Origin of the sequence: Ruminiclostridium papyrosolvens DSM 2782 (genome assembly GCF_029318685.1) — a bacterium.
GTDB lineage: Bacteria > Bacillota > Clostridia > Acetivibrionales > DSM-1351 > Ruminiclostridium > Ruminiclostridium papyrosolvens.
The window spans coordinates 3,515,319-3,535,823 of sequence record NZ_CP119677.1 but is presented as its reverse complement, the minus strand read 5'-3'; the positions used below and the strand labels follow the sequence as shown (position 1 = coordinate 3,535,823).

The window sequence follows — 20,505 nt, the reverse complement described above, 5'->3', positions numbered from 1 at the left end:
CAATTTAAGCAGCAAAATTTATACCTCTAAGACAGTAATGTATGTAAAGTAATGAGAAACAAAATAAAAATAAATGTCGGAGAGAATCTTATGAAAAAAATTTTAGGAATATTGGTATCTGCGTTAATTATTATTGCGCAAATAACTTCTGTAGGGGCAAATTCTGATAAGCTTAAAATCAAAATTGATAATGAAACAATAGAATTTGCTATGCCTTTGCAACTTGTAAATAATCAGCTTTTTGTACCTTTCAGAGAAACTATGACCTTGTTCGGATATAGTGTAAGCTGGGATAAAAATACAAATACTGCCATAGCAATGAAGAATGGTAAGCTGATTTCCTCCAAGCTTGGCAGCCGAGAGATAACAGCAGACGGCAAAAAAATTACTTTGGGCTCAGTTTCATATTTGCATCAGCAAAGGTTATATGTACCTGTACAGGCAATTGAAAGCGGTCTGAAGAAAATTGTTAAATGGAAAAGCAATGAAAACACTTTATACATATCCGGCTCAAAAAATAATATTAATGTAAATGTTCAGAATTCCAACGAATGTGTAATAGCTGTAGGAAATAATATTCTGGTAAACATAACAAACAAATACGGAGTGAACGAAATCAACGATAAGATAAATGATGCCGACAAGCTTCTGGAAAATAATAATTTTACCGGAGCTATAGGTATGTATGAAACAGTCCTTGAGAATATTTCAAGCACACAAAATCCTGAGGAATACGGGAGAACCAAGGTAAACATAGGTAATGCATATAACAGGCTTGCTGCAATGATTGACATGGAAGACAATGCGGAAAAAGCGGTTATGGCGTATGAGGCCGCACTTAAAGTCAGTACTCCTGAAAAAAACACGGTGGTATATGCGGCCGCCCGAAATGGCTTGGCGTATTCATATGTTATTCTGGCACAGGTAAGAGATACTGAAAAAAATATTTCTAAAGCTTTGGATTCATACTCACAAGCTATGAAAGTATACAGTCGGGATGCATACCCCCAAGAGTATGCTCAAATACAAAACAATCTGGGTTCTGCTTATTTAGTGTTGGCAGGTAGTAAAGATCGTCAAAAAAATCTTGAAACTGCTATGGAGTATTGCAATGAGGCACTAAAGTATTTTACACCTGAAAAAAATATCCAGAAGAATATTAAATTACACAATACCTTGGGATTAATTTATACGGGATTGGGAATGCTGTCAGATTCCGAAAAAAATATATCCAAGGCGTTTGAAGAATTCAATGAAGTTTTGAAAGTATGCAGTATAGATAAATATCCGAATGAATACGGATACGTGCAAAACAATATAGGTCAGTGCTATGGGAAGTTAGCTGATATAAGAGACCGTGAAGAGAATGCCTTAAAAGCTATAAAAGCTTACAACGAAGCCTTAAAGGTTGTTACCCCGGAAGAGTACCCTGTTAACTATGCCGTAACCAATATGTGCCTTAGTTCTACCTATGTTAAGCTTTCAGAGGTAAGAAATTCAGGGGAAAACCTCACTAAGGCAGTAGCAGCCTGCAACGAGAGCCTAAAAGTTCTCTCAATAGGGAGATACCCTTTAAATTATGCAGATGCGCAGAACAGGCTTGGAACAGTCTATTTCAAACTCGCCAGTCTTAGCTCAAAGAGGGCAAATCTTATGAAGGCTATAAATGCATATAATGAAGCCTTAAAAGTGTATACTTCCACCAAATATCCATTAGATTACTCTTTAAATACTTCTTATTTGGGAAAATGCTATAAAGGCCTTGGCGAATTAGATGACAGACAGGCAAATACTGAAAAAGCTATTAAATTGTATGATGAGGCACTAAAGATACTTACATTTGAGAATTATCCCATGTATTACGCAGACGTAAAAAACAATTTGGGAAACGCTTATAGAGCTTTGTACGCATTAACACTTAAACTGGATAATCTGAATAAATCTATAGAAGCGTACAGTGAGGCTCTGAGAGTGAATACCTTGGAAAAACAGCCAATGAGTTATGCTTTAATACAAAGCAATCTGGCAATTACTTATATGAATATAGGAGATGTATTAGATGACCAAGAAACAATAAATAAATCCTTACAAGCTTCCAAGGAAGCATTAAAGGTATATACCTTTGACAAGTACCCAATACGGTATGCAGATACAGTAATAAATATGGGATCAGCGTACTGGGCGATGTCTGAAATCAAAGATACGGCAGAAAATCTGACAAAAACCCGGGATTGTTATGAGGAATCTCTGAAGGTATACACATTGGATAAATACCCCCTAGACTATGCCTATTCCCAATACTGTATAGGATATTTAAGTATTGCAATTGCTGAGGCAAGTCCCTCTGAAAACGCAATTATAAAGGGTGTTGAGGCATGTCAGGAAGCGTTAAAAGTGTACACCTTGGAAGAAAATCCCGGTAAATACATGGAAGTCAAAGCTAATCAGGCTTTATTATACGTTAATTTAGCACAGCTAAAGGGCTCAGAAGATATATTAAATAAATCACAAGAAATATTCAAGGAACTGAAAGCTTACTATATTGATGAAAATGGTTCTATAAATGCTCCGGAATTTAATACGGATCTTGGATATATGTACTATGCTTTATCTAAGTTCAAGAATAGGGAGGAAAACCTTACAAGTGCAATAGAAGCTTATCAAAGGGCTGAAACCATGTTGCAGGAAAAAGATAATCCTGCAATGTATACCAAAATACAAAAACAACTTGGTATCTGCTTTTTAGACTTATCCGAGGTTAAAGATAAACAGAAAAATCTATTAGAGGCACTAAAGTATTATAATAAAGCTATAAAAAATATAAAAAATGAAGCTGAAATAGAGCAAATAAAAATTTACATAACACGGATTAATAATGATTTAAGCAAATAGTTGTGATAGTTCAAAGGGGAGAGTTACTGTGAAAGAAAAGCTGCTGCTAATGATAATTACATTACTACTTACCACAGGGGCAGGCGCTGTAAAAGCAAATGCTGAAAATATTCACACAGTACAAACTCCCTCCTTTGATTTTGAAGCTAAGCCCATAATAATAAATAAAGAACCCTTTATACCAATAAAACCAGTACTTGAGGCTCTTGGATGGAAAATAACCTGGGATTCAAAGAACAAGACAGTACAGGCACAAAAAGCAGAGAGTACCCTTGTAATTAAAATAGGCAGTAATATTGCCATTCTTAATAAAACTTATGTTTTACAAAACAGTCCTCCTGTTATTATAAATGGTATATCATATGTAAGCAGTAGGTTTGTAGCTCAGGAATTCGGAACAAAAGTCAGGTGGGACAGGAAGGAAAACCTGATAGTATTATCAAACAGGGATACCGGGAATATAAATGTCAGCGGTCAGGGCAATATTATAATTGCCGGAGACGGTTTAATTGTGAATATATTTGAGCCTTACGGAATAGAAACAGTATATGATCAGATAGATGATGCTGATGTGCTTTTATGTGCAAAAAAACCGGAAGAGGCCATTGAAAAATATAAAAACATTTTAGAAAACATATCAGAAAAAGAAACCCCAATAATCTATTCACATGTTACAAATAATATGGGTAATGCTTATAGTATTCTTGCCGAGTTCAGAGATGCACAAAAAAACAGTCAAAATGCCATATCGTCCTATACTAATGCACTGAGAAATTATTCGTCTGATAAACGGAGCAAAAACTACTTTATTACCCTAAGCAATCTTGCAAATGCATATTTCAATTCGTGGGAGGCAACGGGAAAAAATGCTGATTTGACCGCTGCTTCGAAAATCTATTCCGAAATACAAAAATCAGACTATTTGAACGATACCTGTGTAGAGAGTGCTTTAACCGACTATAATACGGGTATGGTTAATTATTCTCTTGGTAAAAATCAAATGGCTGTTAAAAGTTTTATCAAAGCACAGAATAAATACCTAATACTCCTGAAAAAAGTAAATAAAGAGGAGAATGGAGAAATGTGGGCATTACTGCAATATAATTTAGGAAATGTCTGCAAATCCTTGTCCTTGATTACAGACAAGGAAAAAAACGCTGACTCTGCTGAGTGTGCTTATGAAGAAGCTCTGACTGTAATGACAGTAGAGAGCTACCCTCTGGAGTATGCTCAATTACACAAGTATATGGGTGACATTTACAAGGTTTTGTCAGGCTTGGACAACAATAAACGTAAGTATATATTGAGAGCAATCGAGGAATATACTGAAAGCTTGAAGATTTACACACCTGATGAATACCCGGTCTGCAATAAACAGATTAATGCGGAATTAAAAACTTTAATTCATTAATCTTTCATAAAACTTTCATAAAACCTTCACTAATAATTCCATAAAAAGCTAACCCCTTGCTTATATAATTATATATGTGTTTATATAGTGTTTCTCCAAAACCATTAGATTTTCCACAGCTAACATTACACCACCTATTCAGCCATCGGAGGAACATAAATAATAAAGGATATGAATGGCACTTTGCAGGTTTATATTAGAGTGTTATTACATCGGGGGGTGTAGGATTTTCATGATAAGTGACGGCATGTTTTGGGCAATTCTATGTATTTCGGCCGTTGTATGTTTAATAACGATATTCTATATTGTTATTTCAACAAAAGAAATTATACGTAGAGAAAGGTATTTTAAGGGCGGAGGATTTAAAGGACTGTTTAATTTTGTAATGTCTCTTGTATTTATGGGAAGTATGGGATATTGCCTTTACAATGTACCGCAAATTCTTTTTTTCGGGTCATCCTGGAACAGTCTGGAGAAAGTAGGACCTGAAAATGTTGAAAAGGTTATTATTTGTTTAAGCTTTGTAATTTCTATCTTGTACATATATTTTGTTTTAACTTCATTCTTTTATAAACCAAACGACAAACCTTATTTTATGGTAATATCACTAAGCATAATCAGCGGTATAGGTAATTCCATAGTAGTTTTTATAATAAACAGAGCACTTGGAATGCTTGCCGGAGATGTAGAAAAATGGGCTCTTATAGAAAGTAAGTTATACATATTTTTTATATGCGGAATACTGCTTTTTACAGTAGCAGCAATGATTGTGCGGAAAAAACTTATTTCTGTTACCAATAACATAATATTTGAAAAGCGTATCCAGATAATAGACAAAATATTAAAAGCTCCATATATAAAATTCTCATCTCTTGAAGACGGCAGCATTTATGCGGCATTAAACAATGATACTGAGACCATAGGAAATTTCGTTGGGCATCTGGTAGCAGGTATAACAGGAGTTATTACACTGATAACTTGTTTTGTATATCTTGCAATTCTTGATAAGAGAGGAACGTTATTCTTCCTGATTGTGCTTATTGCCACAATAGGCATATTCCAACTGGCTGTATCCGGTGCTCAAAAATTCTTTGAGCAGAACAGAAACTTTCAGACAACATTCTTTAAAAACATAAAGGACCTTGTAGAAGGTTTTAAGGAGCTTTATATAAATACAAGAAAGCGCATGGGGTTCAGACGTGACATAGAAGACAGCTGTGAGGCTTATCGCGACTCCAGAATAGCAGGAGATTTTAAATTTACAAATGTAACCATATTAGGAGAAATTCTCTACACAGGAGTAATTGGTGCTATTGTATTTACGTTTCCGATACTGTTTGATATACAAATTTCAACTTTACAAAACTTTGTACTTGTCCTTTTGTATATGGGAGGAATAATAAACGAAGCACTCTTTGCTATTGTTCCCACATGTATGAGAGTGGTAGTAAGCTGGAAAAGAATAAACAGCTTTGCCAACAGCATTTCAGCAGATGAGGATTATAAGGATTCTGAGATTGAAATCGCCAAAGAAAACCTCACCATTGAATTTCGAGGTGTCAAGTTTGCCTACAAAAATGAAAACGGGGAATCCTTTGAAGTCGGTCCTATTAATTATATTTTTAATTTCGGAGAAATAGTTTTTATAATGGGTGGCAACGGAAGCGGAAAGTCAACTCTTGCAAAGCTTTTGACAGGGTTGTATCTGCCTGATGAAGGACAGGTGTTGGTCAACGGTCAAAGAGTGAATTCAAGGGAACTGGGAGGATATTTTTCATCAGTTTACAGTGATTATCATCTATTTGAAAAGTTATATGGAATTGAATACAAGGACAAGCTTGGTGACATAGAAAGATATCTTAATATACTTGGAATAGACAGTAAGGTTGAAATAAAGGACGGGGAATTCAGTACACTCAAGCTGTCCTCGGGACAGAGAAAAAGACTTGCCCTTTTGGTAAGCTATCTTGAGGATCGACCCGCATATCTTTTTGATGAATGGGCCTCCGACCAAGACCCTGAATTCAGAAAGTTCTTCTACAAGACCCTTCTTCCTGAGCTCAAAGCAAGAGGAAAAGCTGTAATAGCAATCACTCATGATGATAAATACTTTGATGAGGCGGATAGGATAATCAAAATGGACATGGGAAAGATAGTCAGCAGTATTATGTCGGTAAATGTGTAATGGGGGAGTAGGAATGAAAAAATTACTTGCAGGGTTATTAATTGTTCTATTGGTTTTTCAGACTGCATGCACACAGGATCTGTCTGTTGTAAAAGGTTCGCCGGATTATAAAGGAAAGGGTGTTACTATAACGGATAAAGGAAACTATTTCGATGTAACGCTTGATTTTACAAAAGGATTAAGCCACAGGGAAATAGGAAAGGAATTTGCCAAAGGAATACTTTGTGTTGTACCTGATTATGAAGCTTTGGTTGATTCATACATAGCGGATAACCTTTTTAAAAGTGAATATAATGAAGCTTTCTGGAGAGTTGACGATATAAAAACGCAGATTGATAAAGATTACAGAGAAGAAATTGAAGGTATGTCGGAAGTGTTTTCCGGCGGTGACAAAAATATAAGGGGAGATAACAAAATATCAAAGGACGAGTTTTATCTGTTTAATTTATTCCTTGATGCCATAAGGTCTACACAGTGCAGTTTCGTATCAGTATTTGGCTCAAAGAGTTCAACGGGGAAAACAATTACCGGAAGGATTCTTGATTGGTACGGAGGTAATAAGAACCAGCTTCCCAGAATTCAGGGGATTATTACAATGAAAAATGCTACTGGAAGCATATGCTCTATTGGGTATATGGGCTTTATGGGAATAATAACAGGGTTTAATGACAGAAAAATATTCGCTGCAGTTCAGGAATCAACCTCGGGGGCAGCATATTCCTCGGTAGGGAAAAGGTCCTACCCCATGGATTTAAGATATGCATTAGAAAACACTGAAAATATGGACAAAACTATTAGTCTTATGCAGGATGAAAAAAAGCAGTATGCGGTAAATCATCTGATTGTATTTTCAGATCCAAATGAGAGTAAGATTCTTGAGAATAATTTCAGCGGAAGAGGCACCGGAGAAGGTAGAGTCAGGCGTGCCGTTAGAACGGATGAATCCAAGCTAAACAAAGGTATAACTTGGGGAATAAAAGATGCGGTTGCATCGGTTAATTCATTTCTTCTGGATGGCAATACGGACAACCATACGAGAAATAAATACAATACACGAAGATGGAAATACATAAAAGAACAGTTATCCGGCAGGGAAGCAAAATTCTCCACGGAGGATATCAAAAATATTATGACTTATACCAAAGGCTCACCAAGAGCTTTACTAGATACAAGGTATTTATACACAAAAGCAACAATGAGTATGACTGTATTTCAGCCGGATACCCTTTCACTGGAGATTTATTTTTTCCCGAGAAATACTTTGAAGGTACCTGATAAACCTACTTTTGAGAGAATTTCAGTATTTCAATAATATTAACTAACAGGTGGTGAAAAGAATGTATGCATATAAAACATTAGTAGATTTAATTGTTTCCAGACAGGATGAAAAAGCCAAGGGTATCACATTTATATTAAGTGAAGAAGAAGAAAATTTTGTATCCTATAGTGAGTTATACCATGGAGCAAGGACTCTTTTATACAATTTACAGGCAGCAGGCTTCAAAAAAGGCGACGAAGTTATATTTCAGATAGATAACAACAGACAATTTATGTTTGCCTTCTGGGGATGCATACTTGGAGGATTAATACCGGTTCCTGTTACAACAGGGACAAATGATGAACACAAACTAAAGCTGTTTAAAATATGGAATATACTAAAAAACCCGAAAATGCTTGCCTCCGACGATTTTTTCTCAAGGCTCAAAAGTTTTGGAGAGAAAAATGGGTTATCTCAACAAGTTGACATAATGAAAATCAGAACCTTGAGTCCGGAGAATTTAGAAAAAACAGCTTGTGTAGGACAAATTGAATTTGCTGAGGAAAATGATATTGCATTCATTCAGTTTTCATCAGGCTCCACAGGAGACCCGAAAGGTGTAATAATTACCCACAAAAATGTATTGTATGATATAGGCTCGGTTATACGCTGGGTAAATATAAATTCTGAGGACTCGGGGTTGAATTGGATGCCTCTGACCCATGATATGGGCCTTATAGGTACACACATAAAGGACGTAATTGCATGTATAAACCAATATAATATTGAAACACAATTGTTTATAAGACATCCTTCATTATGGATACAAAAAGCCAGTGAACATAAGGTTACACTATTGTATTCACCTAATTTCGGCTACAAACATTTTCTGACCTTCTTTAAGCCGGATGTAAAAAAGGACTGGGATTTGTCAAAGGTCAGGCTTATATACAACGGTGCTGAGCCTATATCTTATGAATTGTGTAATGAATTTCTGGAAAAGCTGTCACCCTACGGCTTACAGAGAAACTCAATGTATACGGTTTACGGTCTGGCAGAAGGGACTATTGCAGTAACCTTTCCACGCCTTGGTGACGAAATGAGATTTATAACCTTAGACCGTAATTACCTGAATACAGGTGATACTGTAAGAGAAGTAGCCAAGGACGACATCAGAGGCTGCAGCTTTGCTGATGAAGGATATCCCCTATATGACTGCTATGTCCGAATATGTGACATTGACAACAATGAAATAGGTGAAAACAGAATTGGCTACATATGCATATCGGGCGCAAATGTAACCTCGGGCTACTATAACAACGAGGAAGCAACCCGCAAAGCAATAACTCAGGACGGCTGGCTCAATACAGGGGACTTGGGCTTTATGAGAGATGGAAGACTTGTTATAACGGGACGTGCTAAGGATGTAATATTTGTAAAGGGCCAAAACTACTATTCCCATGATATTGAGCGTATCGCACAGGAAGCAGACGGCATTGATTTGGGCAAGATTGTAGCGGTGGGAGCCTTCAATGAAAAAATAAAGTCTGATGAACTGATACTCTTTGTGCTGTTCAAAATGAAAGCAGATAAATTTACGGGAACAGTACGTACTCTGAAAAAATTAATCAGTGAGAGAATGGGAATAGAAGTGTCACAGGTAATTCCAATAAAAAGTATTCCCAAAACCACCAGTGGAAAAGTACAGCGTTACAAGCTCCGTGAAAACTATATTAATGGTGAGTTTGATACCATAAAGAATGAATTAGAATTACTGCTTAAATCAGAAGCAGACAGCAGAACAATTGACCTGCCAGAAAATGAGATACAGGCAAAACTGGTAAAAATCTGGCAAGAGATACTGGGTGTAAAGCAGATAGGCATTAAGGATAATTTTTTTGAATTGGGAGGAGATTCTTTGAAGCTTACTCAGACAATCTCCAGAATCAGAGAGGAGTTCGGAGTTGAACTTGAACAGACAGTTTTCTTTGAAAACCCTGTCCTTGACATCCTTGCTGACATCATTGAAAAATCAGATATAAAATCAGATGATGAAAATATCGTGCGGCGTTTACAAGAAAAGGGTGCTTTACCACTTTCATATGCTCAGCAGAGGATATGGTTTCTTGACAGACTGAATGAAAACAGCTCCCAATACATGTTATATTCATGCCTTAATATTGAGGGAGATATTAATTACGACTTACTGTTAAAGAGTTTTAATACAATTATAGGGAGACATGAAAGCCTGAGAACTTCTTTTCGTGAAGAGGATGGAATACCTGTGCAGACAGTAATGGAAGGAGTTCACATGGAGCTGCCTTTAATTAGTCTTACAGAAATACCATTAGACAGTAGAAAAAAAGAAGCTATGGTTCTTGCAAAAGAGGAAATAAGCTATCCATTTGATTTAAGTAAGGCACCTTTAATCAGAGGAAAATTGCTTCAGCTTGAAAAAGACCAATACATTTTGATTCTGGCAGCTCATCATATGGTGTTTGACGGCTGGTCTTTCAAGATACTGCTGAAAGAATTGGAAATATTATATAATTCCTATTTGCAAAACAAAAATTATGTCTTGCCTGAACTAAAAATTTCGTATTCGGATTACGCTTGTTGGCAAATAGACAGATACAAGGGAAATACTATACACAAACAGCTTGTCTACTGGAAGGAAAAGTTAGGAGGAAAGCTTCCGGTACTGGAACTGCCCTTTTCAAAGCAAAGGCCTACAGTACAAACCTATAGAGGCTCAAACTTACGTTGCAGACTTTCAGAGGAGTTGTCTCAAAAACTAAAAACCAGGGCAGAACAAGAAGGTGCCACGCTTTATATGATGTTACTTGCAGCCTTTAAGGTTTTACTTTTTAAATATACAGGACAAGAAGACATAATCATCGGTTCACCTGTTGCAAACAGGAACCGTTCAGAGCTGGAACCACTGATAGGATTCTTTACAAACAATCTGGTCATTAGGACAGCTTTCAACGGAGACAGCAGCTTTCGTGAACTTTTGAGAAATGTAAGAAATGTCACCCTTGAAGCATACTCTAATCAGGATGTTCCTTTTGAAAAAATAGTTGAAGAACTTAATCTGGAACGCGATATGAGTCGCAATCCCCTTTTCCAGATGTTTTTCAGCCTCCAGGATACTCCTGTACCTGAAGCAAGGCTGTCCGGCATGAGTATTTCAAGTATTGACATAGAGGGTGACACAGCGAGATTTGACCTTTCTGTTGATATAAACGACAGTGGGTCAGGACTGGAAGTAAACTTTGAATTTAATACAGACTTATTTGATGCAGAATACATAAAAAGAATGGCAGGACATTACACATATTTATTGGAGAACTTAACTGAGAATTTTGAAACACAAATCAACAAGTTTGATATTTTAAGTTCAGAGGAGAGTAAAACCTTACTGGAAGGCTGGAACAATACCCGTATGGATTTTGAGAGTGGTTTGTGGATACGACTTTTTGAGGACAAGGTATCAATTAATCCCCATGCCGTCGCTGTAGTAAAGGGAGACGAACAGCTTTCCTACAGCGACCTGAACACAAGAGCCAACCGGCTTGCAAATTATCTTGCAGCTCAGGGAGTCGGCCCTGAAACCATAGTAGGCATATATATGGAGCGTTCTATAGATATGCTTACGGCTTTAGTAGGTGTCCACAAGTCAGGTGGAGCGTACCTTCCTATGGACCCCGTTTTTCCAAAGGACAGACTGGAGTATATGCTCAAAAATGCACAGGTTCCTGTCATTTTAACTGATACTGCAATTAAGGATACACTGCCTTTAAACACAGCAAAAATAATTTGCTTAGATGAACAATGGAAACAAATATCTGAACAAAGCGCTGGAAAACCTGAAAACAGAGCCAAATCGGATAATCTGGCATATGTAATATATACTTCAGGCTCCACCGGAAATCCAAAGGGTGTGCAGATTGAACACCATGCATTAACAAACTTCCTGCTTTCAATGGGTACAAATACAAACATATGTGAAAAAGACAGGCTTTTGGCTGTAACTACTTTGTCCTTTGACATTGCAGGTCTGGAAATGCTGCTGCCATTAGTAGCAGGTGCCACAGTTGTAATGGCAGGAAGAGATGAAGTAATAGACGGAGAAAAACTCATAGCACTTATGGATAAGCATGATATTACTATTATGCAGGCAACGCCTGCCACGTGGAGAATGCTTGTGGAAGCACAATGGCAGGGAAACAGCAGTCTCAAAATTCTCTGCGGAGGAGAGGCACTGCCAAGAGATTTGGCGAATGAGTTAATGGACAGATGTTCATGTCTGTGGAATGTTTATGGGCCAACTGAGACTACTATATGGTCTACCATGATGCGCTTGGCTTCAAAAGAAGGCCCGGTATCCATAGGAAAACCTATTGCAAATACAACGGTATATATACTTGATAATGAAATGAAGCCCACTCCTGTAGGCATACCGGGAGAACTATATATAGGTGGAGCAGGTCTTGCACGGGGATATTTAAAACTTCCGGAGCTGACAGCGGAAAAATTTATTCCAAACCCCTTTAATAGCAAAAAAGAATCCAAATTATATAAAACAGGAGATATTGTCAGGTTTATGCCTGACGGAAACATAGAATTTGTAGGGCGTGGTGATCATCAGGTTAAAATAAGGGGCTTCCGCATAGAATTAGGTGAAATAGAGACACTTTTAAACAAAAATCCTTTGATTACTCAGAGCGTAGTTGTATGCAGAGAAATATTAAGCGGAGAAAAAGCTATTATAGCCTATGTAATCCCAAAAACCAAGGATACAGATACAAGTGCGTTAAGGACGTACTTAAGGGAAAGACTTCCTGACTATATGATACCCTCATATTTTGTAAAGCTTGATTCCTTCCCGATGACACCAAACAATAAAATAGACAGAAAAGCTTTGCCAACACCTGAAAAAGCAGTCCGTGGAGAAAATACAAACAGATTGCAGCCGTCAAATGAGGTGCAAAAAACGGTATCAGACATCTGGAAAGAGGTTCTTGGCAGAGAAAGCATAGGACTCAATGAAAACTTCTTTGATTTGGGTGGTCATTCACTACTTTTGGCAAAAGTACGCAGCAAAATAGCCAAAGCAATGAATATAAATTTGCAGGTTATGGATTTGTTCAAATATCCTACAGTCGGCACACTGTCAGATTATCTTGAACAAAGGCTGGGCATAAAATCAGTCGTTACAGACAACAAAAAAAGTATGCCAAAAACGACTTCTTTACAAAGCAATGATATAGCAGTAATAGGTATGAGTGCAAGAGTACCCGGTGCAAAAAATATAGATGAGTTTTGGTCAAATCTTTGTCAGGGAAGGGAATCAATAACCCGTTTCAGTGATGAAGAAATAATTGCAGAGGGAATAGCTCCTGATTTGTTAAAAAAGCCTGAATACGTGAAGGCTTGGGGTGTTTTAGAGGACGCCGACAAATTTGATGCACAGTTTTTCGGCTTTAATCCAAGGGAAGCGGAAATACTGGACCCTCAGCAGAGAATATTCCTTGAAGAAGCATGGAAGGCAATGGAAGACGCAGGCTGTGATTCCGAAAAGTTTATTGGTGCTATAGGAACCTTTGCAAGCGTCGGTATGAATACATATATAAAGTATCTCACAGAGGACGATGAAATTGGAAATGTGGCAAATAATTATCAGATAATGATAAATAACGATAAGGACTTCCTTGCCACCAGGGTAGCTTATAAACTAAATCTGGAAGGCCCCGGATTAACTGTTCAGACAGCCTGCTCATCCTCAATGGTTGCAGTACATCTTGCGTGCAGAAGTCTTTTGAATAAAGAATGTGACATGGCTTTAGCAGGGGGTGTAAGTATAAGGCTTCCACAAAAAACAGGTTATCTGTATCAGGAAGGAATGATACTGTCACCGGATGGACATTGCAGAGCCTTTGACGAAAAAGCAAAAGGAACTGTGGGCGGAAACGGCGCCGGAGCAGTTGTTCTAAAAAGGCTGGAGGATGCCATAGCGGAAGGTGACAACATCTGTGCAGTAATAAAGGCAACGGCTGTGAACAACGACGGCTCGCTGAAAGTAGGCTATACTGCCCCGAGAATTGAAGGGGAAGCGGGAGTTATTGCAAAGGCACAGGAACTGGCCGGAATAAGCCCTGACACTATTACATATATTGAAGCCCACGGAACAGGGACACCACTTGGCGACCCAATAGAAATAGAAGCACTGGAAAAAGTTTTTGGTGATAAGACTGACAAGGAAAAGTATTGTGCAATTGGCTCTGTCAAAACAAACATAGGCCATCTGGATGCGGCATCAGGGGTAATAGGCCTTATAAAAACAGTTCTAGCCATCAAAAACGGCATGATACCTCCAAGTCTGAATTTTGATAAGCCTAACCCAAAGTGCAATTTTGAAAACGGACATTTCTATGTAAATGAAAAACTCTCCCAATGGAAAACTGATGGGATACCCAGAAGAGCAGGAGTTAGCTCATTTGGAATCGGAGGTACAAATGCACATGCCGTTTTGGAAGAAGCTCCCGCAAAAAAATATGCAGCTTCTGAAAAAACAACGAATTTATTAATATTTTCAGCTAAAACGCCAATTGCATTAAAGAGAATGACAGCAAACTTTGCATTACATTTAAAAGAAAATCCCGATATTGATATGACGGATGCGGCATACACACTGAAGCTGGGACGAAGAGAATTTGAGTACAAGTGCTGTGTTGTCTGCAATACAAGAGAAGAAGCAATAGAAGCTTTAGAAAATGATAATTTGATATATGGAAAACATGAAAAAAGTGACAAAAGCTATAATGCTGCAAGGTTAAAGGATTACACAGAGGAAGAATTGGGACTTTTCTGGCTGCAAGGCGAAAAAATAGATTGGATTAGCTTATATGAAGGACAGGTAAGAAACAAGGTTAGTCTTCCGGTGTACCCCTTTGAAGGACAATCCTTCTGGGCAAAATCTAAAAAAGACGGCAGGAAGGACATCAAGGACTATTTCTATTCACCATTATGGAAACAGACCCTTTACAATAATCCATCAGAGCTGATATTGGCTGAAAATACCAAAGTAATACTTGCTTTGAGTGAAAAAAACAGCTTTGAAAATAAATTTGCGGAGCTTTTAAAAGAAGCCGGGGCAGAAGTCATTGTGGCTAACCCAAAACAGCAGCAGAACTATGACACATTACTGACAGAACTGAAAAATCAAGGTAAATTACCCGACAGAATTATTAATATGCTGGGAATTTCAAATGAAAACCGGGGCAAGGACCTTTTCTACAGCATGCTGTTCCTTGCAAAAGCACTGGGTAAACAGGAATTGAAAAAAGATATAACTGTTATTGCTCTCACAAATGGTATGCAAAAGGTGTTCGGAGAATCGGTACTGTACCCTGAAAAAGCCTTGGTATTAGGCCCTTGCAGAGTAATTCCAAGAGAATATGAAAATATCAAGTGCAGAAGCGTGGATTTCATACTTTGTGAAGATGGCAGTCCTCTAGAAAGAGAGTTGCTGGAGCAACTTTTTTATGAAGCCTGTAGTGATTCCGAAGATGCCACGGTAGCGTACAGAGGAGAAAGCCGCTTAATTCAAAGCTTTGATAAAATGGAACTCCAAAATACTCAAAAGCCTGTACTTCAAATAAAAAATAAGGGAACTTATCTCATAACAGGCGGCTTGGGCGGAATCGGACTGGTTCTGGCAGAATATCTTGCCGAGAGGGAAAACGTAAATCTTGTACTTTTGGGACGGTCTTCCTTCCCGCAAATGGAGAAGTGGGACGAGTGGTTGGAAAACAAGGGCATAGCTGACAAAAATTCTATAAAAATAAAAACCTTAAAGCATATAAAAGAACTTGGCTCAGAAATTCTCATCTGCCGTGGAAATGTAGACAATATGGAAGAAATGACTGGTGTATGTCAACAGATTAACAATCACTTCGGAAAAATCGACGGTGTGATTCATGCAGCCGGAAATCCGGGTGGTGGCATGATACAGCTGAAGGAAGAAACCTTTGTTGAAGATGTATTTGCGCCAAAGGTTACTGGAACACGGGTGTTATATGAAGTATTAAAGGACTGTAAGCCGGATTTCTTTATTATGAGTTCATCACTCAACTCCATAACAGGAGGTTTTGGACAAGCAGATTACAGTGCTGCCAATAATTTCATGGACGCATTTGCTGTTGCTCATGATTCAAGACAGGGAACACGTTTTGTATCAATTAATTGGGACAGGTGGCCGGGAATAGGTATGGCCACAGGCAACAAAAAATCCATTCATCCCCTGCTGGACAGAAAGATATCCGAATCACCGGATAAGGCGGTATATTTATCACGGTTCAGTCCTAAGAAGGATTGGGTACTTAGTGAACATCTTGTAATGGGAATCCCTACAATAGCAGGAACCACATACCTTGAAATGGCCAGAGCTGCTTTTGCAGATATAAATGGGGATAAACCTGTTGAATTTTCGTATGTTTCCTTTCTGACACCAATGGTAGTCAGGGAAAGTGAAGAACAGGATGTTCTGACAATATTGAAAAGCAGCAGCGGACATTTTGAATTCAAAATATTCAGCAGACTCAATTCAAATGTGGAAGAAAATCCATGGATAGAACATGCTCAAGGTAAAATTACAGCTGTAATTGACCCTGAATACAAGAACATTGATATTTCTCAAGCAGAGAACATATTCAATGAAGAAAAATTTGATTACATTAAGAAAGATATTAATGAATTTATAACTTTCGGGAACAGGTGGAAGACACTGAAAAGACTTGGATTCCACGGTACAAAAGGATTTGCGGAGATAGAATTAGCCCCGGAATTTATAGATGATTTAAGGTACTTTAATATACATCCTTCTCTTTTGGATGTTGCTACCGGTTCGGTAAGATTAGCATCCAAAAGAAATTTTCTTCCTGTTTCATACGAGAAGTTAATCGTAAAACAAAAACTGCCTGAAAAAATTTATGCACGTATGATCTTCAGGGATGAATACAATGCACCTAATGAAATAATAACCTGTGATATTGATATTTTAGATGGAAAAGGTGTTCAGATAATTGAAATAAAGAATTTTTCAATGAGACAAGTTTCAGCGGAGAATAGTGAAAACATTAAGAACAGAAGTCGGAGTTTAAATTCCTTTACCGAAGAAACTCAAGGCTATAACAGTTTAATTAACCTTTCAAACAGCAGCAATATTATGAATTCGGGACTGACGTCAGCAGAAGGAAGAAAGGCATTTGAAAAGATACTGTCGGGACAGTTCTTTAACAATCAGGTTATTGTATCAACCAAAGAAATTAAAGAAGCTATTGCAAGTGCAGGCTATATAAATAAAAAAATAAATACTGTGGCAGAAATTGACCAACAGAAGACATTACATCCAAGACCGGATCTTCCCAATGCATATTCTGCACCTAAAAGCGAGGCTGAAAAAAGACTTGTACCCCTATGGCAAAATCTTCTTGGCATAGAGGGGGTAGGAATTCATGATGAATTTTTTGCACTGGGTGGGGATTCTCTTCTCTTGGTACAGCTACATACAAAAATAAAAGAAATGTTTACAACAGATTTAGCCGTTGTTGATTTATATAAATACAATACTATAGCGCTTCTGGCCTCGAAGCTTGAGGGTGATAACCATCAGGAAGAAAAGCCAAGCTTTAAACGCATAAATGAGAGGGTCAGCAAACAACAGGAAAGAATGAAGCAAAGAAAACAAAGGCTGATGATACAGAGGGGGGAAAAGCATTAATGAGTAATTTTGAAGAAAACGGCTCTTTGGACGGTGCAATAGCCATAATAGGTATGGCAGGCCGTTTACCGGGTGCTGATAATACGGAGAAGTTCTGGGAGAATCTTTATAACGGCGTGGAGTCAGTAAAATTTTTTAAACATGATGATTTGGTAAAGATGGGTATAGATGAACATCTGCTGGATAATCCCAAGTATGTTGCTGCGGATGCTATTTTGGATGGTATGGACATGTTTGATGCAGAGTTTTTTGATTATTCTGCCAGAGAAGCCGAAATTATGGACCCACAACATCGCCTGTTTTTGGAAAGTGCATGGGAGGTACTTGAAAGTGCCGGATATAATTCAGATTTGTATGACGGACGAGTTGCAGTATATGCAAGTGCAAACTTAAGCGGATACATGGTAAGAAACCTGTATTCCAATCCGGGACTTGTTGAAAGTCTGGGATCCTTCAAAATAATGATAGCAAACGGACAGGATTTTCTTGCAACAAAGGTGTCCTACAAAATGAATCTAATGGGGCCAAGTGTAAATGTCAACACTTTATGTTCATCCTCTATGGTGGCGGTTCATTACGCTTGTCAAAGTCTTAATAACTTTGAGTGTGATATTGCTATGGCAGGTGGGGTCAGCTTTCAGGTGTCAAGAAACGAGACCTTCTTTTATCAGGAAGGCGGCATCGGTTCAGCAGACGGACACTGCCGTGCATTTGACTCAAAAGCCAATGGAACGGTAAGCGGAAGCGGACTTGGCATATTAGCATTAAAAAGACTGGAAGATGCAATTGCCGACGGAGATTATATACATGCGGTTATAAAAGGAACAGGTATAAATAATGACGGTTCTTCAAAGAACAGCTATACTGCTCCAAATGTAGACGGTCAGGCGGAATGTATTGCTGAGGCCATAGAAATGTCCGGAGTTAACCCGGAAACAATAACATACATAGATGCTCACGGAACGGGTACAAATCTGGGAGACCCCATTGAAATAGCCGCTTTGACTAAGGCATTCAGAGCATATACCGATAAAAAAGAATTTTGTGCCATAGGTTCGGCAAAAACCAATATTGGACATCTTGTAAATGGCGGTGGAGTGGCAAGTATGATAAAAACAATACTTTCCATGAAACACAGAATAATTCCGGCGAGTCTGAATTTTGAGGAACCGAATCCCAAAATAGATTTTGTAAACAGCCCGTTTTATGTAAATAGTGAGCCTGCAAAATGGGAAACAGAAGGTTTTCCGCTAAGAGCAGGTGTTAGTTCCTTTGGAATCGGCGGTACCAATACACATATTATTCTTGAGGAAGCCCCTGCTGCGGAACCATCCCAAGAATCACAAAGACCGTACCAGCTGATTTCACTATCAGCAAAGACAGAAACAGCACTGGAAAAAATGACGCAAAATCTTGCTGAACATATTAAGAAAAATCCTGACTTGAATATAGCAGATATAGCCTTTACACATCATGTCGGCAGAAGGAGTTTCAATCACCGCAGAATTGTTGTATGTAAAAACCTTGAAGATTTGGGAGTTAAATTGAGTAATACTACATGTGAAAATGTATTCTCATACTTCCAAAAACACAAGGACAGGCCGGTTGTATTTATGTTACCTGGAGATACAAAATACATAAATAAATGCGGTGAATTGTACAGGACAGAAGAAAAGTTCAGAAATACTGTGGACTACTGTGCTGATTTTCTATTGCCAATATTGGGTACAGATATCAGAACTTTACTTGAATCAGACAGAACCGGTAATAAAAATAGCAGTATTGAAAAGTCAACAGCTTTTGTTGCACAGTATTCAATGGCAAAACTCCTGCAGGAGTCAGGCATAAAACCTGAAAGTATGATAGGTGAAGGTACGGGAGAATATGTTGCCGCATGCATTTCTGAAGTTTTTGGTCTTGAAGATGCATTGAGAATTACTGCTTCTGAAGACAAGGATTTTTCGGGTATTCTTTCAGAAATCAATTTAAGTATACCTGAGATACCTTTTGTATCATCCGTAAGTGGAAAATGGATAGAGGATTCCATGGCCACAAGTACTGATTACTGGCTGAAACAGCGTAATTGCAGTTTATCAGCTCAAGGCTTGCAGGAAATTGTGTCTGATGATGAAAGGATTTTTGTTGAAATCGGCAACGGTAAAAGGTTCTCATCGGAAGCAGGAACTTCTTTTATTGCAGTTCAGCTTGAAAGCAAAAGCTCCTCTGAGTCATTTATGGAATGTATGGGAAAGATTTGGGTTTACGGAGGAAAGCTTGACTGGAATAAATTATATGAAGAAGAAAATAGACACCGTATTCCACTGCCCACATATCCCTTTGAAAGGCAGCGATATTGGATTGAACCGGGTGTAAGAAATGAAAGCAAAAAAGAGCAGGAATTTCCTGTTTCAGATAAATCGGAAATTGACGAAAAGGTTCTTACAGAGGCTACAAAGGGAAATATATCAATATCAGTAGATTTGGATGAAGCTGAAAAGAAAAAGCAAATAGAAGATATTCTTCTTTTTAAAGCTAAACTTGAAAAGCTGTGCTCAGAATTCCAAGGCAAAATAAATGTTTCACCACTATTACTAAAAGGGCCGGAAAAACTAACCGGAGATATGGATGGCTCTGAGAAGCTTAGTAAAAGGCCTCGTCCCGATTTGGATGTACCTTATGTTGAGCCTTCAAGTGAGGTTGAAAAAGTAATTGCGGAGTACTGGAAAAAGGTTCTTGGCTTTGAAAAACTGGGAATACATGACGATTTCTTTGAACTGGGAGGCCATTCGCTGATTGCTGCCGCCGTTGCAGCTGATTTGAGCAAGGTATTCAAAATACAGATTCCAATGACAAAGCTTTTGGAGGCTACAACAATAGCGGATGTTGCCGAAATGATTGAAACCTTCCGTTGGGCAATGCAGGGAGAAGAAGAGGCGGCAGCTGCGCAAGAGGAAATGGAAGGCGGCACAATATAA

6 protein-coding genes are annotated in these 20,505 nt (G+C 38.1%); all 6 read left to right on the top strand.

Annotated elements, in window-relative coordinates; translation table 11 throughout:
• The first annotated feature begins 90 nt into the window (after window positions 1-90).
• The 6 genes from P0092_RS15775 (at window position 91) to P0092_RS15750 (ending at window position 20,505) form a co-directional block, all read left to right on the top strand.
• Complete coding sequence (locus tag P0092_RS15775) at window positions 91-2,892, top strand: stalk domain-containing protein (RefSeq protein WP_004616546.1); 2,802 nt, start codon at window positions 91-93, stop codon at window positions 2,890-2,892.
• 28 nt (window positions 2,893-2,920) lie between these two features.
• Complete coding sequence (locus P0092_RS15770; RefSeq protein ID WP_004616548.1) at window positions 2,921-4,303, top strand: copper amine oxidase N-terminal domain-containing protein; 1,383 nt, start codon at window positions 2,921-2,923, stop codon at window positions 4,301-4,303.
• Window positions 4,304-4,535: 232 nt separating this feature from the next.
• Entirely contained in the window at window positions 4,536-6,488 is a 1,953-nt protein-coding gene (locus tag P0092_RS15765) for a cyclic peptide export ABC transporter (RefSeq protein WP_004616550.1), read from the top strand.
• A gap of 13 nt (window positions 6,489-6,501) precedes the next feature.
• A complete protein-coding gene (locus P0092_RS15760) occupies window positions 6,502-7,800 on the top strand; it encodes a C45 family autoproteolytic acyltransferase/hydrolase (RefSeq protein ID WP_004616552.1) in 1,299 nt (432 codons plus the stop codon).
• 25 nt (window positions 7,801-7,825) lie between these two features.
• Window positions 7,826-17,530 (top strand): non-ribosomal peptide synthetase, encoded by a 9,705-nt coding sequence (locus P0092_RS15755; RefSeq protein WP_004616554.1) that lies wholly within the window; start codon window positions 7,826-7,828, stop codon window positions 17,528-17,530.
• Window positions 17,530-20,505, top strand: coding sequence for a type I polyketide synthase (locus tag P0092_RS15750; RefSeq protein ID WP_004616556.1), 2,976 nt, complete (start codon window positions 17,530-17,532; stop codon window positions 20,503-20,505). The genes P0092_RS15755 and P0092_RS15750 overlap by 1 nt, the downstream gene beginning before the upstream one ends.